At 49.4% G+C, this 23,126-nt stretch carries 21 protein-coding genes; 15 read left to right on the forward strand and 6 right to left on the reverse strand.

What is annotated here, in order from left to right:
- Positions 1–39 precede the first annotated feature (39 nt).
- On the reverse strand, positions 40–513 hold the full coding sequence (locus tag ACLB09_RS20755; RefSeq protein ID WP_410771757.1) for a bactofilin family protein: 474 nt from the start codon (positions 511–513) through the stop codon (positions 40–42).
- A complete protein-coding gene (locus ACLB09_RS20760; protein WP_410771758.1) occupies positions 513–1,529 on the reverse strand; it encodes a M23 family metallopeptidase in 1,017 nt (338 codons plus the stop codon). Before ACLB09_RS20760 ends, ACLB09_RS20755 begins: the two co-directional genes overlap by 1 nt.
- Before the next feature lie 374 nt (positions 1,530–1,903).
- On the opposite strand from ACLB09_RS20760, the gene ACLB09_RS20765 reads away from it, so the two are divergent.
- The 4 genes from ACLB09_RS20765 to ACLB09_RS20780 all read left to right on the forward strand — a co-directional run bounded on the left by ACLB09_RS20765 (position 1,904) and on the right by ACLB09_RS20780 (position 5,540).
- The gene (locus ACLB09_RS20765; protein ID WP_410771759.1) at positions 1,904–2,995 is read left to right on the forward strand and encodes a ParM/StbA family protein; all 1,092 of its coding nucleotides are present in this window, start codon (positions 1,904–1,906) and stop codon (positions 2,993–2,995) included.
- 685 nt (positions 2,996–3,680) lie between these two features.
- Positions 3,681–4,100 (forward strand): DUF6157 family protein, encoded by a 420-nt coding sequence (locus ACLB09_RS20770; protein WP_410771760.1) that lies wholly within the window; start codon positions 3,681–3,683, stop codon positions 4,098–4,100.
- Positions 4,101–4,120: 20 nt separating this feature from the next.
- Complete coding sequence (locus tag ACLB09_RS20775) at positions 4,121–4,675, forward strand: pyridoxamine 5'-phosphate oxidase family protein (RefSeq protein ID WP_410771761.1); 555 nt, start codon at positions 4,121–4,123, stop codon at positions 4,673–4,675.
- Positions 4,676–4,718: 43 nt separating this feature from the next.
- On the forward strand, positions 4,719–5,540 hold the full coding sequence (locus ACLB09_RS20780) for an AAC(3) family N-acetyltransferase (protein WP_410771762.1): 822 nt from the start codon (positions 4,719–4,721) through the stop codon (positions 5,538–5,540).
- Here the strand turns inward: ACLB09_RS20780 and cysK are convergent.
- Complete coding sequence (cysK, locus tag ACLB09_RS20785) at positions 5,517–6,440, reverse strand: cysteine synthase A (RefSeq protein ID WP_410771763.1); 924 nt, start codon at positions 6,438–6,440, stop codon at positions 5,517–5,519. The genes ACLB09_RS20780 and cysK overlap by 24 nt on opposite strands.
- 227 nt (positions 6,441–6,667) lie before the next feature.
- Here cysK and ACLB09_RS20790 point away from each other — a divergent pair, with 227 nt between their 5' ends.
- On the forward strand, positions 6,668–7,174 hold the full coding sequence (locus ACLB09_RS20790) for a hypothetical protein (RefSeq protein ID WP_410771764.1): 507 nt from the start codon (positions 6,668–6,670) through the stop codon (positions 7,172–7,174).
- Here the strand turns inward: ACLB09_RS20790 and ACLB09_RS20795 are convergent.
- The gene (locus ACLB09_RS20795) at positions 7,161–8,039 is read right to left on the reverse strand and encodes a hypothetical protein (protein ID WP_410771765.1); all 879 of its coding nucleotides are present in this window, start codon (positions 8,037–8,039) and stop codon (positions 7,161–7,163) included. The two genes, ACLB09_RS20790 and ACLB09_RS20795, sit on opposite strands and share 14 nt — an antisense overlap.
- A 173-nt stretch (positions 8,040–8,212) precedes the next feature.
- Between ACLB09_RS20795 and ACLB09_RS20800 the strand changes: the two genes are divergently transcribed.
- On the forward strand, positions 8,213–8,530 hold the full coding sequence (locus ACLB09_RS20800; protein ID WP_410771766.1) for a YciI family protein: 318 nt from the start codon (positions 8,213–8,215) through the stop codon (positions 8,528–8,530).
- 326 nt (positions 8,531–8,856) lie between these two features.
- On the opposite strand, the gene ACLB09_RS20805 is transcribed toward ACLB09_RS20800, so the two are convergent.
- Positions 8,857–10,818: an ABC-F family ATP-binding cassette domain-containing protein gene (locus ACLB09_RS20805; RefSeq protein WP_410771767.1), complete on the reverse strand. Its 1,962-nt coding sequence runs from the start codon at positions 10,816–10,818 to the stop codon at positions 8,857–8,859.
- 190 nt (positions 10,819–11,008) lie between these two features.
- On the opposite strand from ACLB09_RS20805, the gene ACLB09_RS20810 reads away from it, so the two are divergent.
- The 7 genes from ACLB09_RS20810 to groL all read left to right on the forward strand — a co-directional run bounded on the left by ACLB09_RS20810 (position 11,009) and on the right by groL (position 16,207).
- Positions 11,009–11,650 (forward strand): 5-formyltetrahydrofolate cyclo-ligase, encoded by a 642-nt coding sequence (locus ACLB09_RS20810; RefSeq protein ID WP_410771768.1) that lies wholly within the window; start codon positions 11,009–11,011, stop codon positions 11,648–11,650.
- A gap of 12 nt (positions 11,651–11,662) precedes the next feature.
- Positions 11,663–12,157, forward strand: coding sequence for a cyclic pyranopterin monophosphate synthase MoaC (moaC, locus tag ACLB09_RS20815; protein ID WP_410771769.1), 495 nt, complete (start codon positions 11,663–11,665; stop codon positions 12,155–12,157).
- 62 nt (positions 12,158–12,219) lie between these two features.
- Positions 12,220–12,705, forward strand: coding sequence for a MogA/MoaB family molybdenum cofactor biosynthesis protein (locus ACLB09_RS20820; RefSeq protein ID WP_410771770.1), 486 nt, complete (start codon positions 12,220–12,222; stop codon positions 12,703–12,705).
- 126 nt (positions 12,706–12,831) lie between these two features.
- Positions 12,832–13,050, forward strand: a complete 219-nt coding sequence (locus ACLB09_RS20825) for a twin-arginine translocase TatA/TatE family subunit (protein ID WP_410771771.1) — start codon at positions 12,832–12,834, stop codon at positions 13,048–13,050.
- 101 nt (positions 13,051–13,151) lie between these two features.
- Complete coding sequence (gene tatC / locus ACLB09_RS20830) at positions 13,152–13,910, forward strand: twin-arginine translocase subunit TatC (RefSeq protein ID WP_410771772.1); 759 nt, start codon at positions 13,152–13,154, stop codon at positions 13,908–13,910.
- Between the two features lie 304 nt (positions 13,911–14,214).
- Entirely contained in the window at positions 14,215–14,496 is a 282-nt protein-coding gene (groES, locus tag ACLB09_RS20835) for a co-chaperone GroES (RefSeq protein ID WP_114496573.1), read from the forward strand.
- Between the two features lie 91 nt (positions 14,497–14,587).
- On the forward strand, positions 14,588–16,207 hold the full coding sequence (groL, locus tag ACLB09_RS20840; protein WP_410771773.1) for a chaperonin GroEL: 1,620 nt from the start codon (positions 14,588–14,590) through the stop codon (positions 16,205–16,207).
- 126 nt (positions 16,208–16,333) lie between these two features.
- On the opposite strand, the gene ACLB09_RS20845 is transcribed toward groL, so the two are convergent.
- Positions 16,334–16,615, reverse strand: coding sequence for a phosphatidylinositol kinase (locus ACLB09_RS20845; protein WP_410771774.1), 282 nt, complete (start codon positions 16,613–16,615; stop codon positions 16,334–16,336).
- Between the two features lie 313 nt (positions 16,616–16,928).
- Here ACLB09_RS20845 and ACLB09_RS20850 point away from each other — a divergent pair, with 313 nt between their 5' ends.
- Positions 16,929–17,804, forward strand: a complete 876-nt coding sequence (locus ACLB09_RS20850; protein ID WP_410771775.1) for a cation diffusion facilitator family transporter — start codon at positions 16,929–16,931, stop codon at positions 17,802–17,804.
- A gap of 301 nt (positions 17,805–18,105) precedes the next feature.
- A complete protein-coding gene (locus ACLB09_RS20855; protein ID WP_410771776.1) occupies positions 18,106–23,103 on the forward strand; it encodes an InlB B-repeat-containing protein in 4,998 nt (1,665 codons plus the stop codon).
- Positions 23,104–23,126: the final 23 nt, after the last annotated feature.

Genomic DNA, 23,126 nt, shown 5'->3' on the forward strand with positions numbered 1-23,126 from the left:
ATATTTACATTTCTTCAATAGCCACCAAGTTTTACGAGCTTACCACGCTTTATAAGGTGCGGTGCCATCTTCCTGTTTCTGACGGTTGTCGGGAGCGGAAGACGGTTCGGCAGCAGCGGCGGATTCCTTTGCCGCGATTGGAGCGATAGACTCGGAGCCGCCCTCCATCCGGCTAGTTCCTTCAAAAGTACTTCCTTCCTCGATGGAGAGAGAGACGGCCGAGATGTTACCGTACAGCTTGCCTTTGGAGGTGATGGAAAGCTTCTGTCTTGCCTGGACGTTGCCGTTTACGACACCGGCGATAATGACGTTTCTGGCAATGATGTTGTTGGATTTAACGATCCCTTTTTCGCCGACGGTGACATCCCCTTCGCATTCGATATCCCCGATAATCTGTCCCTCGATGCGGACACCGGCGCCAGAAGTGATTTTGCCTTCAAAAGTACTGCCTTCCCCGATCAGGGTATCAGTCGTATTGGGATCCAGTTTGGCGGTTTTGTTGTTCTTGAACATTACAGTTTGTCATCCTCTCCAGGAATAGTTAAATAATTTAAAGGGTCGACGGCTACGCCGCCTTTGATAACTTCAATATGAAGATGGGGTCCGGTGCTTCTTCCGGTGGAACCCAGAAGTCCGATGGTATCCCCCTGATTAACGGCGTCTCCCTTGGAGGCGATATTTTCTTTCAAATGCATGTAGATGGTTTGAAGTCCCGACGGATGGGAGACCGTGACAAAGTTGCCCCGTGCGGAACTGTATCCCGTGTCCGTGACTTTACCGTTGGCCGCTGCGTAAACCGGGTCCCCGTTATTCCCGCCGATATCCAGGCCATTGTGTGAGGTGAGCCGGCCGCTAAAAGGATCGCTCCGCTTTCCGAAATGGGAAGTGATCCGCGTGGAGTCCGTAGGCCAATAGGTCGGTAGGATCTCCATCATTTCCTTGTATTTCTCCACGTTAACTTTCGTTTGTTCAAGCCGTTTCTGCAAATCGGGCATTTCGTTCAGGGAAACGGTGATGCTCTCCTTCGTTTCGGAGATCAACGCACGGACATCGTCATCCGATAAAGGGTTGGATTCGCCGCCTACTCCGCCATCTTGATCAAGGGCTTGCGCGGGGGGATTCGCAACAGCCGTATTTAAAGCGTTCGCTTGTCTGTTTCCGCTGGTAATCGACTTCAATTCGGCTTCCAGCGTTTCAAGTTCCAACATTTTCGACTCGATGGTTTTGGATTTTTCGGACAGCTCCAACAGTTCCGTAAGCAGTTTATCGATGGCCTGTTCTTTGTCGTCGACCGTACTTTGGAGACGGTCGGTTGACGACGTAAGCTCAGCTTCCAGGGAAACTATTCGGTTGGAGTGGCTCCGGTTCACCATGGCAAGAATCAGTAGCAGTAGAATGACCGCCGCCGTTGTAACGAGCATGGTCAACATGAGGGTGAAACGCATTTTAAACCGGAAAACGGGAGTGGTCCCTTCCGGCACGATGAGTATGGTATAGCGCTTGTTTGCAGGTTTGAATCTGAATTTCATGTGTTCCTCCCGAATCTAATAAGTAATTCGCAATTTTTGTATAGGGGCGAAAGTCTTTATTCCAAATGTACTAATTCGGCAAAACATTCCAAATCCCTCCCCTGTAAAAAAAATGTTCGAACATTCCTAGAACAAGAAGGATTTTGTCGGAAAAACGCGAACTCAGTAAAAGATTGGTAAATACGCAAAACGCGAATGTGCAAATACATGAAGTGGGCTAAGAGTACTATGCGTGCTAAGTCGCTAAGATTGTTAAATGCGCAAGATGAGTCAAGTGTACTAGGTATGGCAATGCGTCCCAAGCGCGTGAGCCCGCCAATACACCATTCACAAGCACAAAATGCGAGAATACCCAAAAAGTTGAGGAGGTAATTATGATTAAAGTTGCCGGTATCGATGTCGGAAATGACAGCGTTAAAGTTGTTGTTGACGGCTCTCCGCGTCCCATTCTTATTCCGAGTATCGTGTCCCCGGGCTACGACAGACACGTGCTGCAGGAGGAGGATTCTCCCCTCAAAGCGCTCGATGTGCAAATCCGCAGCCCTAAGCTGAAAAGAAACAATCAGCGCTATTTCGTAGGATTGCTGGCCATGGAAGATCAGGATAATTCCGAACTGGAAGAAACGGATAACAAGGCTACGAGCGACCAATCGCTGGTCGTAGCTTTAACGGCACTTGCCTATGCCGCAATTGCCGGACAAGCTTATCCCGCCGCAAGCGGGCTGGAGGAAGCGGAGTATATTATCGGAACGGGTCTTCCCGTTCGGACGTTCGTTGCTTTCCAGCATGTCTTTGAAGAGCGTTTGGTCGGAGAACATGAGGTTGCGTTTCTTTCAACTCCCGAACTGCGGGGCCGAACGGTTCGCGTAATCATTCGCCGGGCCGTAGTTTCCGTGGAGGGAGCTGCCGCTTTGTACCATCTTGCTACCAATGAACAACTGCAGGTAAAAAATGATGAGATACATAACGGTTGTATTGGCATCTGCGAGATTGGGGCGTTAACGACCGACTTCCCGGTTGTTAAACGGATGAATATCGATAACCAATTCAGTACCGGAGAGCAATTCGGGCTGGCGGGATATCTCGACTCCATCATCAGGGATGTCGAAGACCAGTTCGGGTATCATTTTCCAAGCCGCGCCAAGCTGATCGGACGGATCCGAAACCGGGAATTTACGGTGCAGCGGGTCGGCGAAGGCAAGGCTGACATTCGTCCGATCGTGGACATGTACTTCAGCCGTGCCGCGCAAAAACTGGTCGATCTCATCCGCAAACGGTGGAAAAAGTACCCGGATATCGAGTGCTTCTATGTACTGGGCGGCGGCGCTTCGGCGCTTCGTTCCTATATGCTGGAGGCCTCCGGAGGCATGCGGCTTCGGTTTGAGGATGACAGCGAAATGCTTAACGTGCACGGTTATTTGAAATTAGCGAAGAGCAAGACCGGACAAGCTCCGGTGCAATCCTGATTTGATATTGAACTAAAAACGGTTGGGCGGGGGAGTGAGTTTGAATTCCTTGTCCATCCGTTTTTGTTTTATTAGGAGTGTGTGGGATGCGGGGATGCGGGGATGCGGGGATGCGGCTGTCCAATCTATGTTTCGAATTAGCTGGAAAACATGTAGTTAATTGAACCGAAAACAAGACATTTACTAGATTAAATGGAAAACCTACAGCTAATTTTGCGGACCGCGCCTAATTGCTCATAAATGCCAAATAATAAATGGAGGTTTTCCAGTTATCTTTCAAATTGAGTCATTTTCAACTCAATTAACTGGAGGTTTTCCAGGTAATTCATTAAAATAAAATGATTCAAGCTGCAGAAAAGTCTTTATTTAGCGCTTCTTTTTTGGCAGAGAAACTGTGTATAATGTTGGAAACCACACCGCAACTTTGATATTCATTGATGATGTTGTAGTGCCTACTGGGGGGATTGATTTGAATCTGTTCCATTCGCTGAAACCGGTGCACAGATCCAAAGCAAGGGTATGGCTCGGAACGAGGTACTATCGGTTGAGGCCTTACTGTACCTGGTGGTTTGGCGGTGAAAAAATTGCTGCCGGAGTGAAAAGAGAACTCCTTTCCCATCAGGTAACGGCTCATCGAAGTATTCTGCTCCGTCAGCCAAAGGATGTCGGAAGGGGCTGTGAATGAGTGAGTTATAAAAATACGTTCATCCTGGTATCGCCGGATTGTCCGGCCGTTAAAGGGATTGTGCCGGTTTCGGCAAAAGAGAACAAGCCTGTTCATTTGATCCAGTACGAACTGTTGACCGAACATCCTTACCGTTATGATTATCCGGAATTGCTGCTTGAGACGCATATCCGGCATAAGCAGATTTCTTCCGAAGAGATGAACCGGCGCGGACAGGAAATCCGGGATGAACTGTTTGCGAAAAAACATGCTTGTCTTCGCGCCTCCGCGCTTCCGAAGAAATTCGGCTGGGGCGTCCATTATGACGATGACGGGAGAATTGCCATTTACGGCATGGATTCCCCGGAATATAAAAGCTTTGCGGATTCTGCCGATACCGGCATCCAATTATTGTTGGGCATGCGCAGCCGGAAAGCCTGACTAAGACAGGAGGAGATTTGATGGGAAAAAGATTTAAAGCCATGCTGCCTCAGCATATGGACTTTATTTCCCGGCAGCAGATATTTTTCGTAGGCTCCGCTCCTCTCAGCGGAGAAGGACATGTTAATTTGTCGCCGAAAGGGTATGATTCGCTGCGCATTCTTTCGGAGAATGAGGCGGTTTATCTTGATTTAACCGGGAGCGGCAATGAAACCGCCGCGCATTTGAACGAGAACGGGCGGATTACGCTTATGTTTGCCGCGTTTGAGGGTCAGCCCCTCATTTTGCGATTGTACGGTAAAGGCCGTGTAGTCCTTCCGGGTACGGAAGAATATGAGAGTCTGGAAGGGCGTTTCCCCCGGCTGCAGGGAGCGCGCCAAATGATTTACGTTACCGTGAATGAGGTCCAAACTTCCTGCGGGTACGGCGTTCCGCTGTTTCAATATGAAGGAGAAAGGGACACATTGATCCAATGGGCGGAGAACAAAGGAGAAGCTGGGCTGCATGAATACCGGAGACAAAAAAATGCGGTAAGCCTGGATGGCTTGCCGGCCCCGCAGGGTGAACAAGGCTAAGATTCAAGACATCATGAGAGTAAGAAGAGGGGGATTTACCCGAATGGAAGAGATTCAAGGAACACTTATAACTGTAGCCACATTGCGTGATGATCTTGCGGCTTTAGGAGTGGAGGAAGGGATGACGCTGTTAGTTCATTCCTCGTTTAATGCGCTCGGTAAATGGGTTGCCGGCGGACCGGTGGCCGTGATTTTGGCGCTGGAAGAAGTCCTTGGAGAAAGGGGAACCCTGGTGGTGCCTACCCACTCCAATGATCTTAGCGATCCTTCGGGATGGGAGAATCCTCCCGTTCCCGCCGAGTGGTGGGAGAGGATCCGCGAACAGATGCCGGCTTACGATCCTGACCTGACTCCCCTTTGGCATATGGGGGTTATCCCTGAGCTGTTCCGCAAGCAAGGCGGAGTAAAGCGCAGCGGACATCCGCATGTTTCTTTTGCCGCCAGAGGAGTAGACGCCGATCTGATCACCGGGGACCACGGCCTGGATTACGGCCTGGGGGAACGATCACCGCTGGCCCGGATTTATGATGCGGAGGGGTGGGTTTTGCTGCTTGGCGTAGGCCATGCCAATAATACTTCGATTCATCTGGCGGAATACCGGGCTGACTATCCGGGAAAAAAAGAAACCGTCAGTAAGGCGCCCATGATCGTGAACGGCCGGAGACAATGGGGCGAATTCCGCGATATTGAAACCGACTCCGGCGACTTTGAGCGAATCGGGACCGATTTTGAACAAGCCACGGGTAAAGTGATTCGCGGAAACATTGCCGGAGCCGCTGCGATGCTGATGCCGCAAAAGGCATTGGTGGATTACGCCACGGAATGGATGAAGCTTAATCGCTCATTCGAAAATCCCCATGCTTAAATATCTTTCCCCATTGTCCGGGGCGATGCATAGAACCGTTTTTCCTTTTCCAAGCTTTCGCGCAAGCTGGAGAGCCGTCCAGACGGACGCTCCGGATGACGGGCCTACGAGAATGCCTTCTTGGGCTGCAAGGCGGCGCACCGTATCGAGGGCATCTTCATCCTCTACCTGAACGATTTCATCGTAGATGTTCGTGTTCAGAATTTGGGGAATGAAACCGGGGCTGGTGCCGACGAGCTTATGCGGTCCGGGCTGTCCTCCGGACAGGACGGGAGAGCCTTTAGGTTCCACGACAATGATTTGGATCTGCGGGATATGCTCCCGCAAATATTCGCCGGTGCCCGTAATTGTGCCTCCGGTGCCCGAAGTGGCAACAAAGGCATCCAATTTGCCTTCCATTTGCCGGACAATTTCCGGTCCGGTCGTGAGCCTATGGATTGCGGGATTAGCGAAGTTTTGGAACTGCTGGGGAATGAAGCTGCCGGGAATTTCGGCTTGAAGTTCCAGGGCCTTTTCGATCGCGCCGGGCATCCGTTTTTCCGCAGGAGTCAGCACGACTACCGCGCCGTAGGCTTTGAGCAGGTTGATCCGCTCCCGGGTCATATTGTCCGGCATGACCAGTATCGCCTTATATCCTTTTGCGGCGGCGTTCATAGCCAGACCTATTCCGGTATTGCCGCTGGTCGGCTCGATAATGGTGGCTCCCGGACGGAGCAGTCCCGCTTTTTCCGCCTCGGCAATCATATGGGATGCGGCACGGTCTTTCACGCTGCCGCTGGGATTAAAGTATTCCAGCTTGACGTAAACGTAGGCGTCCTCTTCACCGGTCAGACGCCCTATTTTTACCACGGGTGTATCCCCAACGAGTTCGGTTATGTTGTTAACAGCCTTACTTGCCATACGATGCCCTCCGCTTTAGGAACCGGCCTATAGTTTAACATCCTCACCGGTCGTTTGTGTTTATTCTAACAAGGCTGCCGCTATGGTTTCAAGCAAGCGACCCAAGATGTTCAAACGGATGATCTTGTGATAAAGTAGGAATAACAACGAGATGAGACCGCAAAGGTTTCATCTCTCTTTTTATATACATATGTGAGATAAATCACAAAAGAGAAGAGGGAATTCGTATGAATAAAAAAGCAAACATGCCGCTCGCGATAAAGCTGCTAATTCTGCTTCACGGGGTGTTAGGGGCAGGGGCTGTTTTTGGAGGGGGAGTGCTGGTGATAGACCCCAGCGGGGATATGATCGGCATGCCTACGGACATGATGAAGGTGCCGATCTTTCCCAACTTCCTGATTCCGGGCGTAATCCTCATGATCGTTCTGGGAATCGGACCGCTGGCCATTATGGTTTCGCTGCTGCGGAGAAAGGAATGGGCACTGGGAGAGAAGCTGAATCTGTTCAGACCGATGCATTGGTCCTGGACATTCTCCTTGTATACTGCGTTTGCTCTGATCATTTGGATTATGGTGCAACTTTATATTATTAAAGAGACATCCATCATCCATATCATCTATATGGCGCTCGGGTTGGTGATTCAGGTTGTGACCCTTCTTCCCTCATCAAGAAACTATTATGAACTTCAGCAAGGCAGAGATGAGGAAAGCGGAAATGGCGTTACCATGACTTAAGCTCGGTCCGTTTCCACGTATCTTTGGCAATGCAAATGTAAATGTAGTTTTCGTCCCAGGCGATATCTCCCTGATTGCCGGGAGAATTAGCGGAAGCCGGCGTTTTGGATTCGCGGATGCGCAGGCTGTCGCCATTGACGTCGAGTTTGCTCTCGGGAGTGGTGGTTCCGATGCCCACATTGCCTTCGCTGCGGCTTACGGTCACGGCACTGTCTATGGCTTCGCCTTTATCGTCGTAACGAATGATATTGAAATCGGCTCCGGCATTTCCGCCTTTTTCCCCGCTGTTTGCACGGAGACTCCAGAGAGGCGTCGTAGCATTATCTTTGCCGGTTTTGGCAAATTCAAGGTTCCGATTGCCTTCGGCGGCTACTCTGAGAATGCCGTCCATCACATTAAAATTGGACGAATGGGTGCGAATTTCCGCCACATCGGTATCGTAGGGAATTTCAAGCCGGGTATATAATTGGTCTTTGTTCTCTCCGGTAGGAGACATCGTGGTTTCGATGGAAATATGCTTATGATCATGCTGCTCAGGATTATTTGCTTTGTCGTGGGAGACGATGGCCGTTTTGTCATTCCCTTTTTCGTCCGCCCATGAAATGGCGGGTTTTGCCCGGTCTGCGGTCCATTGCAACCGGATCAGGTCGGACAAATGACCTTCCGAAGCTACCCATTTTTGATCCGTCGACAGATGAATCCGCTCGTTGTGCGGGAATGCCACCCCACCGCCCGGCAAAGAGGATTCTTTGAAGGAGGGTGCGGAAGATGAAGAGCTTTCAGCAACGCCAAACAATTGACACCCTCCGACAAAAGCAAGACTAGCCCCTAATGCGGTAAGGGAGACGATTTTTACCAACTTCATTTCATAACTCTCCTTTTTTTACAGATTTTATTGAATTCCTATTGAAATAATTGTGTTTTTTTGCGGAAAAGACAATAGGTATTTCGAATGGTTTACGGTTCATGCGCAATCTGTAGATAGTAAAGGCGATTTTTTTGGGAGAATAGCATCAGAAGGAAAGGTCGTGAAATTTCATGTCGAATTCAGCGGAAACTAAGACATTTATCAAGTATGTGATTTTGCTCTCGATGAATCCTGGAAAAAGTTTCAATGAGGAGTTAATCCGCAGCCATGTCGCTTATTTAAGAGAGTTGGATTCAATGGGGAAACTGGTCATGTGCGGACCTTTTGCCGACGCTCCCGGTGGAATGGTCATTATTGAGGCCGAGAATCTGGAGGAAGCAAAGGCCTTGGCCGAGCGGGATCCGTTCGTAAAATCAGGAACTGAGAACTATGAACTAAGGGCCTGGGAAATTTCCTGCGAAGAGAACAATCACCTCGGGATGGGATGATAGGTTGCAGAGCTGCATACTATGAATCTATTTCTTTTGTCAAGTTGTGGACAAGGTTATCCACAGCTTGCTAGTCGGCTTCTTGAAAATAGTTTGAAAGCTTGCCTGCCAATGAATTGAGCGTCATCTCGAAAAATAAGTCATTTTTTTCTGAAAACTGTGGATAGTGTGCATAACCTGGTGGATAAATTGTACAATTTCTAAAAAAGTGCGGAAAAACGTCAAAAAAAACGACCCTGGAGGTCGTCTTTTTTGCGAATATCATATTATCGTTGTGGATATCGATGTGTATAAAGAATCATTTGTCTTTTTGAATTTTTTTAAAATTATTCCTCGGCGAGTGATTCCCATTCTTCATAGGTGGAGGCAAGTTCGGATTTGTTTTTATCGATGACGGATTGGCGCTCTTGTAGCGCTGTATAATCCTGATATACCTCGGGAAGCATCAATTCCGCTTCAAGGCTTGAAATTTCGCTCTCCAACCGGGAAATGATTTCTTCCAATTGCTCAAGTCTGCGTTGACGGGCTCTTTCCTGGCGTTTGGCTTGCTTATCGGCTTCAAACGTAGCCGCCCCGGCTTTTGCGGAAGAGTTTTCATTATCGACACTTCGATCATGCAGACTCGACTTCGAAACTTCTAAACCTGCCTGTTCGGCGGCCAAATCTTGCAATTCCTGTTTTTTCTCCAAATAGTCGTCATAATTACCCAGGAAATGTTCTGCGCCGCCGGGATGAAGCTCTTCGATCCGCTCCGCCATTTTGTTCAGGAAGTAACGGTCATGGGATATGAACAACAGCGTTCCGTCATAATCCAGCAGTGCCGATTCAAGCACTTCCTTACTGAACAGATCCAGATGGTTGGTAGGTTCATCAAGAATCAGCACATTGGCTTTTTGAAGCATGAGCTTGGAGAGCGCGATTCTTGCTTTTTCACCACCGCTAAGCGCCGAGATTTTCTTGAGCACATCCTCGCCGCTGAACAGAAAATTGCCGAGCACGCTACGGATTCGCGCTTCCTCCATATGGGGAAAAGCACTCCAGACTTCCTCCAGCACGGTGTTCTGCGGGTTTAAATGGCTTTGCTCCTGGTCATAATAACCTACCTTGACTTTGGCTCCCCATGTGATTGAGCCGGAAGAAGGCTGCAGATCTCCGGTTAATATTTTCAGAAGCGTCGATTTGCCGATGCCGTTCGGCCCGATCAGCGCGACCGTCTCTCCGCGCCGCAGATAGAAAGATACTCCCCGGAACAAAGGAGAGGCGCCGGGTTCAAAGGCATAGCTTAGCCCGTCGACATGAAGAACTTCTTTACCGCTCATGACCTCGGCTTCAAAAGAGAAGTGGGCTTTCTTCAAATCCCCGAGCGGCCGGTCCATAACGTCCATTTTCTCCAAGGCTTTGCGGCGGCTTTGCGCCCGTTTGGTGGTTGAAGCACGTACGATATTACGCTGGATGAAGTCTTCCATCCGGGCAATTTCGTCCTGCTGTTTCTCGTACAACTTCATCTGACTCTCATATTCCGCTGCTTTTAATTCAATGTAGCGGCTGTAGTTCCCGGTGTATCTGCGGGATTGATGCCGCTCGATTTCCACGATAGCCGTAACGAGGCGATCCAGGAAGTAGCGGTCATGGGAAACGACGAGCAGGGCGCCGGAGTAATTGCGCAAATAGTCTTCCAGCCAGGTCAGCGTCTGAATGTCCAAATGGTTCGTCGGCTCATCCAGCATGAGCAGGTCCGGAGCCTGTAGAAGAATCCTTGCTAACGCAAGCCGGGTCTTCTGGCCGCCGCTCAAGGTCGAAACGATCGTATCCGGCGGAAAAGAGCCGAAGCCCATGCCGTGCAGCACGCTGCGGATTCGGGTTTCTATCTCATAGCCGCCGTTGTCCTTGAACCAGTCCGATTTGGTGGCGTATCGGATCAGCAGTTCCTGATACGCCTTATCTTCATGAGGCAGAGACGGGTCGGCAATCTGCTGCTCCATCCGGCGGAGTTCCTGTTCCGCTTCGATCAGGTCGGAGAATACGTCAAGCATTTCCTCCCAAATGGTACGATCGGATTGCAAACCGCTATTTTGCGCAAGATAACCGACCGTGGTTTCCTTTGCTTTGAATATTTGACCGCCGTCCGGTGTCAATTCCCCCGCCAAAATTTGCAGGAAGGTGGATTTGCCGGCACCGTTTACGCCGACGAGACCGATCCGGTCCCGTTCAAGAACCTGCAGGCTAATTCCTCCGAGTATGGTGGTGACACCGTATAGCTTGGTAATGTCAGTAGCTTGAAGCAGCATATCTTATTCGATCCTCCTATATAACTCCCTATCTTTAAATAGTGTACATGAAATAACGCATAAATGCACCGCTCATTCCCGGAGGGCCGGGCTTTGAGGGATCCCGATTCAGTTTTCATTTTGCGTCAACAATGATACACTAAGGAAAGATATAGCAAGTCCCGTCATTGACGGGGAAGGAGTTCTTGAGATGGACATCAGGGATAGCAAAAGAGAGCTGAGAGCCCGGATGACCGGGGTTCGTTCGAGGATATCCCCGGAGTCCCGAAGCCGGCAATCGCTGGAGGCATGCATTCATGCCGATCGCGAGGTACTGCGGCCACTACGAGCCCGTAAAGGTTCCAACCTGACCGTATTCAGTTATTTGTCGTTTCGGGATGAGCCGGATACGCGCCCGCTCCTGCGGAATTGCCTGGAACAGGGCGACGTGGTGCTTGTGCCCAGAGTGACCGGAAACGATAGAATGACATTACATCTTTTGCCCGGAGAGCAGGATCTCGTACCCGGAATCTGGGGAATTTCCGAACCGGACAGCCATATTCCCGAATGGCCGGTTAGCCGCTACGGAGAGATTGATCTCGTCCTCGTGCCGGGCTTGGCTTATGACCTGCAGGGAGGCCGGATCGGATTCGGCGCAGGTTATTACGATCGTTTTATGGCTGAATTAATGAACGCGCTTGAAGCCCGGACGAAGGATGAGAAAGCCGTGTTAAGAGCCGCACTATCATTCAGGGAACAAGTGGTGTCCGGCTTGATCCCCATGGAAGAACATGATTTTAAACTGGACTTGCTGTTTACGGCGTCCGGTACCATATATATAGAAGGAAAGTAGTGAGACACTATAATGGATTCGGCAGAAGCTCAAGGCAAGATGACTCATTTTAATGAACAGGGAAGAGCACGGATGGTCGACGTATCGGGTAAGGAATCAACGGTTCGTATTGCTGTCGCGGAAACGGTGATCACTATGCTGCCTTCAACGTTGCTTGCGATCAAAGAAGGCAGAATCGGGAAAGGCGATGTGCTTGCCGTAGCCCAAATAGCCGGAATACAGGGAGCCAAACGGACATCGGACTGGATTCCGATGTGCCATCCTTTGCCGCTGACAGGCGTAAATCTCGTGTTTAGTGATAATGGGACAGACGAGCTTTATATCGAGGCTACCGTAAAGACCGAAGGAAAGACCGGGGTAGAGATGGAGGCGCTCACGGCGGTATCGTCCGCTGCGCTTACCGTTTATGATATGTGCAAAGCACTGCAAAAAGATATGGTGATCGGACCGACACAGCTTCGTTCGAAGAGCGGCGGGAAGAGCGGCGATTACGTACGGGGCAATTAGATACAGGCAGAAAGAGACGCCGATCAGTAATCGTACTGAGAATTGGATAAGGAGGGTGACTCATGGTTTGGAAAACTGCGATCCTAACGGCAAGCGACAAAGGAGCTAGGGGCGAACGTGAAGACACGAGCGCCCAGGTGATCCGGGAACTGGTGGAAGAAGAACTCGGCGGCGAAATTGTGGAATATCGGATTGTTCCTGATGAACCTGATGAAATTATTGCTGCGTTGATCGAGATGACCGATTATTTTCAAGCGGATTTGGTGCTGACGACAGGCGGTACGGAGCTTGCGATCCGCGACGTAACTCCGGAAGCGACACGTAGAGTCATTGAACGGGAAGTTCCGGGGATGGCGGAAGCGATGCGTTCTACGACGATGCAAAAAAACAGAGGAGCGATGCTGTTTCGCGGCATTGTCGGTATCCGTGGCCGCACCCTGATCGTGAATTTGCCGGGAACGCCGAAAGGCGTACATGAAAACCTGGCGGCCATTATGGATCAACTTCCGGAGGCCTTATTGATGGTAACCGGCCAATTCCGTCTTTAATTTAGAACGGCTCATTTAATTTGACGCAATATTATTGGATGGATGGACTAATTTTGTGATATAGGTTATGGTATTACTATATTGAATGAGGTTTGAGATCCTATTTTTGCGGAGGGAGAGTCGAGCATGACAGCCGGATTTCTGTTAATCGTTATCGCGGCATTGCTGCTGTTCGGACCGAATAAATTGCCGGAGCTGGGACGGGCGGTTGGCCGTACGTTCCGTGAATTTAAAGAAGCTACCCGGGATATTGTGGATGATCAACCCGAGGTGAAGAAGGCGGAGGCGCCAGCAGTTTCGACTCCATCGCCTGAGAAAACCGATCATCGGCGTTTACCCGAATAATATTTTGAGTCCGTGAAGAATATAAATGGCTGCGATCCCTTCCTAGTCCGGGAGGGATTTTGTATGTAAGGTTTGCACTTGGATGGCGGGGAGGCTGGCCTGTGGCGGAGGAAAAAGATAATCAAAGTGTATTCGATCATTTGTCGGAGCTGAGACGCAGGCTGTTTTATGTCTTGTCCGTATTCGTCCTTGTTCTGGTCGCCGCATTTTTTGTCGTGGATCCGATTTATCATTATCTGACCGTGAATGCTCTCTCAGGCGTCCGGATTGAATTGAACGCGTTCTCCTTCTGGGACGGGGTTGGCGTCTACATGAAAATCGCTATGGTTGTTGCCTTGGGGATCACTTTGCCGTTCACGTTGTACCAGGTTTGGGCATTTGTGAGTCCGGGACTGAAGCCTGCGGAACAAAAGGCCACGCTCAGATACATTCCGTTCGTCTTTATTTGTTTTTTGGCGGGACTCGCTTTTGGCTATTTTGTCGTATTCCCTCTAGCGATGTCGTTTACCGGTTCGCTTAATAAACAACTGGGGCTGATTGAAACGTATGGGATGGCGGACTACTTCAAATTTTTGATGAACATCGTTCTGCCGATTTCTCTGCTGTTTGAATTGCCGCTTGTGATTTTGTTCCTGACCCAACTACGGATTTTAAACCCGATTCGACTGAAGAAGATGCGGCGGGTTGCCTATTTTATTCTGGTAGTCATCTCGGTCATGATTACGCCGGCAGATTTCTTTTCGGCTTTTCTTGTGCTGATCCCCCTTGTGCTTCTGTATGAACTGAGCGTGATGCTTTCTAAACGGGTATACAAAAAACAGCTGGCCGCCGATGCGGAGCGGGAATTGAAATATAAATAGCGAATGGTTTGAGACACGTCTGCATTAGCGGGGGTGTCTTTTTTGACGGCGAATGCAGGTCAAAGGACGGCTCGCCAGCTTCCGGTAAAGGATGGAATATTTTTGCTTGCCGGAGGATAGAATGGTGAGGGTGTGTTCGTCCATTTTTTTTCGCAATCGGAAACAAAAATTGGATCAGGGACTTGAAATCTGCGGTTAAGTTGAGTATCATAAAAGTGGTTATTAGCACTTGAGGATGTCGAGTGCTAATACATAGATTACTTCAATCCATTAACACAACATATTTAAAGGAGGCTATTTTTTCATGATCAAACCTTTAGGTGAACGCGTATTGGTAGAACCGATCGAACAAGAGGAGACAACCGCTTTTGGTATCGTGCTTCCGGACACGGCTAAAGAAAAGCCGCAGGAAGGTAAAGTAGTCGCTGTGGGCAGCGGCGCATTGAAGGACGGAGTCCGCGTACCTCTGGAAGTGAAGGAAGGCGACCGCGTGCTGTTCTCCAAATATGCCGGCACGGAAGTTAAATATGAAGGCAAAGAGTATTTGATTATGAAAGAAAGCGACATTCACGCCATCGTCGGCTAAGACGAAAACAATTATATCAACCGTGTTGTTCAGCAAGCACGGCATCAACTAATTCTTTACCATTCATATTAACCAGGGAGGTAATTTAACCATGGCAAAAGAAATCAAATTCAGTGAAGACGCACGCCGCTCCATGCTTCGTGGGGTCGACACTTTGGCTAACGCAGTTAAAGTAACGCTCGGTCCGAAAGGCCGCAATGTGGTATTGGAAAAAAAATTCGGCAGCCCGCTCATCACGAATGACGGCGTGACGATCGCTAAAGAAATCGAGTTGGAAGACGCTTTTGAAAACATGGGCGCTCAACTCGTTAAAGAAGTAGCTACCAAAACTAACGATGTTGCCGGTGACGGTACGACTACAGCAACGGTTCTGGCTCAAGCCTTGATCCGCGAAGGTTTGAAGAACGTGACTGCAGGCGCTAGCCCGATCGGACTCCGTAAAGGGATCGATAAAGCGGTTCGCACTGCTGTAGAAGAATTGAAAAAGATCTCCAAAACGATCGAAGGCAAACAATCGATCGCACAAGTTGCCGCAATTTCCGCAGCCGACGAAGAAGTTGGCGAATTGATCGCCGAAGCGATGGAAAAAGTGGGCAAAGACGGCGTTATTACCGTTGAAGAATCCCGCGGCTTCGCAACCGAGCTGGAAGTAGTTGAAGGGATGCAATTCGACCGCGGTTACGTCTCCCCGTATATGATTACCGATACGGACAAAATGGAAGCCGTTCTCGACAATCCTTACATCCTGATCACTGACAAGAAGATCAGCAGCACGCAAGAAATTCTGCCGATCCTCGAGAAGATCGTTCAACAATCCAGACCGCTGCTCATTATCGCCGAAGACCTCGAAGGCGAAGCGCAAGCGATGCTGATCGTGAATAAACTGCGCGGTACGTTCAGCGCGGTAGCCGTTAAAGCTCCTGGTTTTGGCGACCGTCGCGAAGCGATGCTGCAAGATATCGCGGCTCTGACCGGCGGCCAAGTCATTACCGAGAAACTGGGTCTCGACCTGAAGAGCACATCCGTGGAACAACTGGGTAACGCTCGCCAAGTTATTGTTACTAAAGAAAACACTACGATCGTTGACGGCAGCGGCGACAAGAACGACATCAACGCCCGCGTTAACCAAATCCGCGCTCAACTGGAAGAAACGACTTCCGAGTTCGACAAAGAGAAGCTGCAAGAACGTTTGGCTAAACTGGCCGGCGGCGTTGCGGTAATCAAAGTCGGTGCAGCTACGGAAACCGAACTGAAAGAGCGCAAACTGCGCATCGAAGACGCCCTGAACGCTACGCGTGCAGCGGTTGAAGAAGGTATCGTATCCGGCGGCGGCGTAGCCCTCGTGAACGTATACAGCGCTGTGGCTTCCTTGAACTTGGAAGGCGACGAGAAAACCGGTGCCGAAATCGTACTCCGCGCTCTGGAAGAGCCTGTACGTACTATCGCTGCCAACGCTGGCGAAGAAGGCTCCGTTATCGTTGACCGTCTGAAGAAAGAACAAGTAGGCATCGGCTATAACGCCGCTACCGGCGAATGGGTCAACATGTTTGACGCAGGGATCGTCGATCCGGCGAAAGTGACCCGCTCCGCATTGCAATATGCCGCTTCCGTAGCAGGCTTGTTCCTGACCACTGAAGCCGTAATTGCCGACAAACCTGAACCCGAAAAACCGGCTATGCCTGACATGGGCGGAATGGGCGGCATGATGTAATAAAGGGTTGGAAAACCCTGTAATACAATACCGCAATACGAAAGGCTCCCGAGAGGGAGCCTTTTTTACATAAAATCAAGCAAAACCACGTTTCTTGCAAAACCGACTCTGTTTTGAGTAAGTGCTCTATATGAAAAACGGAAGCAAAAACAAGTTGATGATAAAAGGAAATGGTATGCGTCTCGAAAAAAAGCGACGGCGCGGGAAAAAACCCGGATGGAATCCGAATTGTCTGTACGTTGATGCATTGACGGGCATTCCGTGCATGTCGGACGAAGGAATTGCAAGAGTAATGTAATCCTGGTCAACATGTGCAATAAACCCGTCATGAGACTGTCCGTCAGTAGTGGTTATACCAACATATTTATTCATGCAACTCAGTGCGATTTGTTGATAATTGGTATCCATGGATAACCTCCTCAATATTATTACTCGACTACAGTCTATGGACTTCAACCCATTCCGCTCGCGGCAAAAGCCTAAAGATAAAAAATAACTTTAACGCGTGTCATAGGAAGCAGGCTCTCTTTTTTCCACAGTATCAAAATGCATTCGGCAAATTAAGTTTGCCCCGGTCAATTTTTTTTGTTCTCTATTAAACTCTTTCGGCCGTCAGATTATGTTTCGCTGGCGTCAAAACGTTTCTCTAGACCCACTTTATATCCGGGTGATACCATTGAACGAGGGTAGGAAATATAGAGAACGGTGGAGGATTCGGCTGGTGGATCAACTTAAATATAGTAATTTGAAATTGGGCGAAAACGGAGCAATCATAAGTATAGTTGCTTATGTTTGCCTATCGGCCATAAAATTGATAATCGGTTTTATGTCCAATTCTGAAGCATTAAAAGCTGACGGGTTTAACAATGCTACCGATATTGTAGCTTCCCTGGCGGTCTTAATCGGTTTGAGGCTTGCGCAACGACCGGCCGATGATGATCATATGTACGGTCATTGGAAAGCTGAGACGGTCGCTTCATTAGTGTCTTCATTTATTATGATGGCGGTTGGCCTACAGGTACTATTTGGAGCAGTTCCATCCATGTTTGGCGGAAAGAGTGAATCCCCGGATCTTATAGCGGGATGGACAGGCATTTTCTGTGCCGCGGTCATGTATTTTGTCTATCGATATAATAAAAAGCTTGCAACCCAAATCAAGAGTCAGGCTGTTATGGCTGCCGCAAAAGACAATATTTCGGATGCTTGGGTAAGCCTCGGTACGGTTGCCGGAATTATTGGTTCTCAATTTGGCCTGCCCTGGCTGGACCCATTGACGGCAGTGGCAGTAGGGTTGTTGATTTGCAAGACCGCTTGGGATATCTTTCGTGAAGCTACCCACCATCTCACGGATGGTTTTGATGAAGAATTAATTACAGTTTACAAAAATGAAGTCGCGAATATTGAAGGCGTGGATGATGTTAAAGATTTAAAGGCTCGCAACTACGGCAACAATGCAGTTGTCGATGTCGTTATAACGGTCAAATCGGACTTGGGTATTGAACAGGCTCATGATATCTCGACTAATGTGGAAGATGCATTATTGAACAAGCATGATGTTTATGCCGTACATGTCCACGTTGAACCGGAGCACGCATAACAGGAAAACAACATGAAGCGAACCTTAACATTAGCAATCGGGCATAATGATACAAGAAGAGTCCTATGCGATCTTGAGAAAAAATCCAGTTCGAAAAAGACTTCCCCAAGGATGATTCGCCTTGGGGAAGTCTTTTCTTGTATTCTCTTGGATTTTTTAATCGTATTTTTGTTGCTCTGCCGGATAACTTGCAAAAAAAAGGTGATTTTCGACATTTAATACTATTCATATTGGACAGGTTATATTATAGTTTTTTTGAAGATATTAAAATTTTTATATTTAAATAATAAGGAGGTGAGGCGTGTTGCAACGGAGACAATTATTTATTTCCGCTCTATTATTTTTTGTGTTATTCTCTTGGCTTTCTCCGCAAGCCTCCGCAGCGGCCGATATCGATTTCGGATCCGTCCGGGTGGATGTGGAGACTAATGATGTTCAAGATGGTTATGCGCCTCTGAAACCGGTGCTGTTGGGGGACAAGCTCCTTGTGTATTGGCAGGACTATTCCATTCCGGAGGACCATCAGATTCTTATGAATCCTGACGGTTCTTTCGAATCGCTGCCCGCTCCGGCGATTGGACCCAGAACCAATGACCAGAGCGATACGATTGTTTACGAGGGGCTTTCGAACGGCAATATCCTCGTATATTGGTATAGCGGCAGCTCAGGTAAGGGATTTACGGATACTTACTTTAAGATCATTAATCAAAGCGGTACGGAAGTCGTCGGGGCGACCAAAATCAACTCCAGTCCAGGCGAATTGAATCGCTTTACGAAGTTTGCCGAGCTGTCCAACGGCAATTTGGCGTTTGTATGGGCGACGAACGGCAGTAATTATGCTTTAAGAAAATTTCAGCCGGACGGGAATCCCGTGGACGCCGCGCAGCTTTCCGTCACTTCTTTGGCGGGGATTTCGGGATCGCAGTATACCCATGATATTGCAGCCCAGGAGAACGGCAAGTATATGATTATGATTTCATATTATAACCCCAACTACGTCGGAATGATTTTTAATAACGATTCATCGACCCCAATCCAGGTCAATGGACAGAACTCCTTCGTCATTTCAAACCGGGGTGAGAACGGAAATGAGGTTCAATGGCTGAAAGCCCTGCCGGACGGAAGGTTCTTGGCTATCTATCAAAAGAAGACGGGAGCCGATACCAGCTCCAGGAGCGCGGCACTCCAAATTTACAATTCCGACGGCACTACATACAAAGAGGAGACCGTGATACGGAATCTAAATTCATGGGGAGGCATATCCGAACCGATCCTGCTTCCGGAAGGAGGATTTTTACTCGGAACTTCCTATTTGGACTATAATACCGAACCTGATACTTATCATTCCTATTTCGAAATTTTCGACGATACGGGGGCATATCAAGGCGATGTATCGTCCAGCTTGCCGACGTTGAATGATGAATATGGCACAAGTATTCCTTTTTTGGATGTGGACGGGAAGCTGTCCGCCTTGATTAACGATAAAGAAGCCGGTCGCAGTACTTATGACGTCTGGCTTTTAAGGCACAGTCTTGCCGCGACTTACCAGGTCACCTTCCAGGACTGGGACGGGACCGAATTGAAGACAGAGCCGGTGAACCATGGATCAGGTGCCACCGCACCTGCGGCGCCTTCGAGAATCGGCTACACCTTCACGGGCTGGGACAAGGATTTTACGAACGTGACCGGAGCCTTGACGGTGAAGGCGCAATACGAAGCGAACCAATATACGGTGAGCTTTAATAGTAATGGAGGCAGTCCGGTAGCCCCGATTACGGCGGATTTCGATTCGAAAATCGCCGCACCTGGTGAACCGACGCTGGAAGGCTCCACTTTTGACGGTTGGTACAAGGACCCGGAATGGACGCAGGCGTGGAACTTTGCCGCGGATACCGTTCCTTTGGACGGGATTACCTTGTATGCGAAGTGGAAGGTTAACGTTTACCAGGTCACATTCGAGGACTGGGACGGGACCGTACTGAAGACGGATCCTGTGAACCACGGAGCGGATGCCACCGCGCCAGCCGCTCCTTCGAGAGCCGGCTACACCTTCACGGGCTGGGACAAAGAGTTTACGAACGTAACCGGAGCTTTGACGGTGACAGCTCAATATGAAGCGAACCAATATACGGTGAGCTTTAACAGTAATGGAGGCAGTCCGGTAGCGCCGAATACGGCGGATTTCGATTCGAAGATCGCCGCACCTGGTGAACCGACGCTGGAAGGCTCCACTTTTGACGGCTGGTACAAGGACTTGGAATTAACGCAGGCGTGGAATTTTGCCGCGGATACCGTTCCGTTGGACGGGATTACCTTGTATGCGAAGTGGAAGGTTAACGTTTACCAGGTCATGTTCGAGGACTGGGACGGAACCGTACTGAAGACGGATCCTGTGAACCACGGAGCGGATGCCACCGCGCCAGCCGCTCCTTCGAGAGCCGGCTACACCTTCACGGGCTGGGACAAAGAGTTTACGAACGTAACCGGAGCTTTGACGGTGACAGCTCAATATGAAGCGAACCAATATACGGTGAGCTTTAACAGTAATGGAGGCAGTCCGGTAGCGCCGAATACGGCGGATTTCGATTCGAAAATCGCCGCACCTGGTGAACCGACGCTGGAAGGCTCCACTTTTGACGGTTGGTACAAGGACTCGGAATTGACGCAGGCGTGGAACTTTGCCGCGGATACCGTTCCGTTGGACGGAATTACCTTGCACGCGAAGTGGAAAATCAACGTTTACCAGGTCACATTCGAAGACTGGGACAGAACCGTATTGAAGACGGAGCCGGTGAACCATGGATCAGGTGCCACCGCACCTGCGGCACCTTCGAGAATCGGCTACACCTTCACGGGCTGGGACAAGGATTTTACGAACGTGACCGGAGCCTTGACGGTGAAGGCGCAATACGAAGCGAACCAATATACGGTAAGCTTTAATAGCGGCGAAGGCAGTCCGGTAGCCCCGATATCCGCGGATTTCGGCTCGAAGATCGCCGCCCCCGCAGAGCCGACGTTAGAAGGCTTCACCTTTGACGGCTGGTACAAGGACTCGGAATTGAGGCAGGCGTGGAACTTTGCCGCGGATACCGTTCCGCTGGACGGAATTACCTTGTTCGCGAAGTGGAGTATTAAATTGCCTTCGGTACCCTCCAATCTCAGGGTAACAACAGGGGATCGCCAAGTCACATTAAACTGGGATTCCGCATCGGGTGCGGCCTATTATGACGTTTACATGTCTACGACGCCGGGACAGGCCGGCAAAACGTCTATCGCCACCGTAACGGAGGCAACCTATCAAGCATCCGACCTGACTAACGGCACAACCTATTATTTTGTAGTGAAAGCGGGAAATGCCGGCGGTTTAAGTGCCGAATCCAACGAAGCGAGCGCAACTCCGCAGATTCCGGCACCGGGCACACCCGTATTGCAGCAAGCAATCGGGGGCAACGCAAAAGTACAACTGACATGGAGCCCGGTTAACGGCTCTGAGGGATATCAGATTTATCAAAGTACTACCCCTGGCATCTATGGTTCCGAGACGGCTACCGTCACTGAGTCGGTGTACAGTTATGAAATGACGGGATTAGCCAACGGGACGGTTTATTATTTTGTGGTTAAAGCAATTAATGAAGGCGGTCTAAGCGCTGAATCCAATGAAATGAGCGCAAAACCGGCAACCGTTCCGACAGCTCCCACGCATATTGCAGCTGTAGCCGGAAACGGTCAGGCAACAATCACCTTTACGCCTCCTGCCGACAACGGCGGCAGTTCTATCACTAGATATGAGGTGACATCATCACCAGGTAATATTGTAGCGACAGGAGTTGGGGGACCGATCGTCATTACCGGCTTAACTAATGGAACAAGTTATTTCTTTACGGTTAAAGCCATAAACGAACAGGGCGGCAGTGAGTCATCAGCAGCTTCCAACACAGTGACGCCGTTTGCGTCTTCAAGCAATAATAATAATATTAATGGTCCTTACAGTCCGCCGACCCAATCAATACCTTCAAATCCGGCAGCAACCCCGGCGAACAAGAACGTGAGTATTCTCGTAAACGGCAAAGTGGAGAATATCGGAACGCAATCGATGGACGTAGTGAATGGGCAACAAGTTACCACCATTAAAGTAGATGAAGCGGAATTACAAAAACGTCTTGAAACAGCAGACAATCAAGCTGTTATTACTGTTCCGTTTACAGAGCAGAATGAAGTGGTGATTGCCGAACTTAACGGTCGTATATTGCAGAACATGGAGGCCAAGCAGGCGATAGTTGAAGTTCGTACGAATCAGGCAGCTTACAGGCTCCCTGTGCAACATCTAGACATGGAGTCCATATCTGAGCAGTTTGGAACAAATATGGAACTTCAAGACATTATTCTCCGCATAGAAATCGAAATTCCGTCAAATGAAACTATTCAAGCGGCAGAAAAAGCGGCTTCTGCCCAAGGGCTGCAGATGGTAGTTCATCCATGGAATTTTAGCGTTAAGGCAGTTTACGGTGGCCGCACGTTGGAAGTGACGAAGTTCAATGCTTTCATAGAACGTTCTATTGCGATTCCGGATAACGTAGATCCGAACAAGATCACAACGGGCGTAGTCGTGGATCCGGATGGGGCAATACGTCATGTGCCTACAAAAGTCGTAAACCAAGAGGGTACGTATTTTGCGAAGATTAACAGTTTATCGAACAGTACGTACTCCATTGTGTGGCATCCTTTGGAATTCGCGGACGTGGAGAATCACTGGGCGAAAGATGCGGTAAACGACATGGGATCAAGAATGGTCATTAACGGTACAGGAAACGGGATGTTCCAGCCGGATCGTGACATCACCCGCGCCGAGTTTGCGTCAATCGTAGTTCGTGGCTTGGGACTCAAGCAAGAAAATGTTTCTGAGTCGAAGGCATTCTCTGATGTTCTCGCCTCGGATTGGTTCAGCGGTGCAGTCAACACGGCATCGGCCTACCAGTTAATCAATGGATTCAATGACGGTTCATTCCGTCCGAACGACAAAATCACACGGGAACAGGCGATGGAGATCATCTCTAAAGCAATGAGGATAACGGGAATGCAGTCAACAGGTTCGGCTCTGAATTCCGATTCGGCACTACGTCCTTTTGCCGATAAAGAAGCGGTATCTGATTGGGCCAAGAGTGGCGTGGCCGTTAGTGTTCAAGCAGGTATCGTATCTGGAAGAAGCGTTAACGAACTTGCACCGAAATCCTTCATCACCCGTGCAGAGGTATCGATGATCGTACAGCGTTTGCTTCAAAAGTCCAATTTGATTAATTAGCCAATATGATTCTGATATGTTCC

The organism is Fontibacillus forbon, assembly GCF_046559655.1.
Classification (GTDB): domain Bacteria; phylum Bacillota; class Bacilli; order Paenibacillales; family Paenibacillaceae; genus Fontibacillus.

What these genes read in the sequence shown, in the direction of transcription:
- ACLB09_RS20755 (WP_410771757.1), bottom strand. Translation starts at nt 513, where the DNA reads ATGTTCAAGAACAACAAAACCGCCAAACTGGATCCCAATACGACTGAT.
- ACLB09_RS20760 (WP_410771758.1), bottom strand. Translation starts at nt 1,529, where the DNA reads ATGAAATTCAGATTCAAACCTGCAAACAAGCGCTATACCATACTCATC.
- ACLB09_RS20765 (WP_410771759.1), top strand. Translation starts at nt 1,904, where the DNA reads ATGATTAAAGTTGCCGGTATCGATGTCGGAAATGACAGCGTTAAAGTT.
- ACLB09_RS20775 (WP_410771761.1), top strand. Translation starts at nt 4,121, where the DNA reads ATGGGAAAAAGATTTAAAGCCATGCTGCCTCAGCATATGGACTTTATT.
- ACLB09_RS20780 (WP_410771762.1), top strand. Translation starts at nt 4,719, where the DNA reads ATGGAAGAGATTCAAGGAACACTTATAACTGTAGCCACATTGCGTGAT.
- cysK (WP_410771763.1), bottom strand. Translation starts at nt 6,440, where the DNA reads ATGGCAAGTAAGGCTGTTAACAACATAACCGAACTCGTTGGGGATACA.
- ACLB09_RS20790 (WP_410771764.1), top strand. Translation starts at nt 6,668, where the DNA reads ATGAATAAAAAAGCAAACATGCCGCTCGCGATAAAGCTGCTAATTCTG.
- ACLB09_RS20795 (WP_410771765.1), bottom strand. Translation starts at nt 8,039, where the DNA reads ATGAAGTTGGTAAAAATCGTCTCCCTTACCGCATTAGGGGCTAGTCTT.
- ACLB09_RS20800 (WP_410771766.1), top strand. Translation starts at nt 8,213, where the DNA reads ATGTCGAATTCAGCGGAAACTAAGACATTTATCAAGTATGTGATTTTG.
- ACLB09_RS20805 (WP_410771767.1), bottom strand. Translation starts at nt 10,818, where the DNA reads ATGCTGCTTCAAGCTACTGACATTACCAAGCTATACGGTGTCACCACC.
- ACLB09_RS20810 (WP_410771768.1), top strand. Translation starts at nt 11,009, where the DNA reads ATGGACATCAGGGATAGCAAAAGAGAGCTGAGAGCCCGGATGACCGGG.
- moaC (WP_410771769.1), top strand. Translation starts at nt 11,663, where the DNA reads ATGGATTCGGCAGAAGCTCAAGGCAAGATGACTCATTTTAATGAACAG.
- ACLB09_RS20820 (WP_410771770.1), top strand. Translation starts at nt 12,220, where the DNA reads ATGGTTTGGAAAACTGCGATCCTAACGGCAAGCGACAAAGGAGCTAGG.
- ACLB09_RS20825 (WP_410771771.1), top strand. Translation starts at nt 12,832, where the DNA reads ATGACAGCCGGATTTCTGTTAATCGTTATCGCGGCATTGCTGCTGTTC.
- groES (WP_114496573.1), top strand. Translation starts at nt 14,215, where the DNA reads ATGATCAAACCTTTAGGTGAACGCGTATTGGTAGAACCGATCGAACAA.
- groL (WP_410771773.1), top strand. Translation starts at nt 14,588, where the DNA reads ATGGCAAAAGAAATCAAATTCAGTGAAGACGCACGCCGCTCCATGCTT.
- ACLB09_RS20845 (WP_410771774.1), bottom strand. Translation starts at nt 16,615, where the DNA reads ATGGATACCAATTATCAACAAATCGCACTGAGTTGCATGAATAAATAT.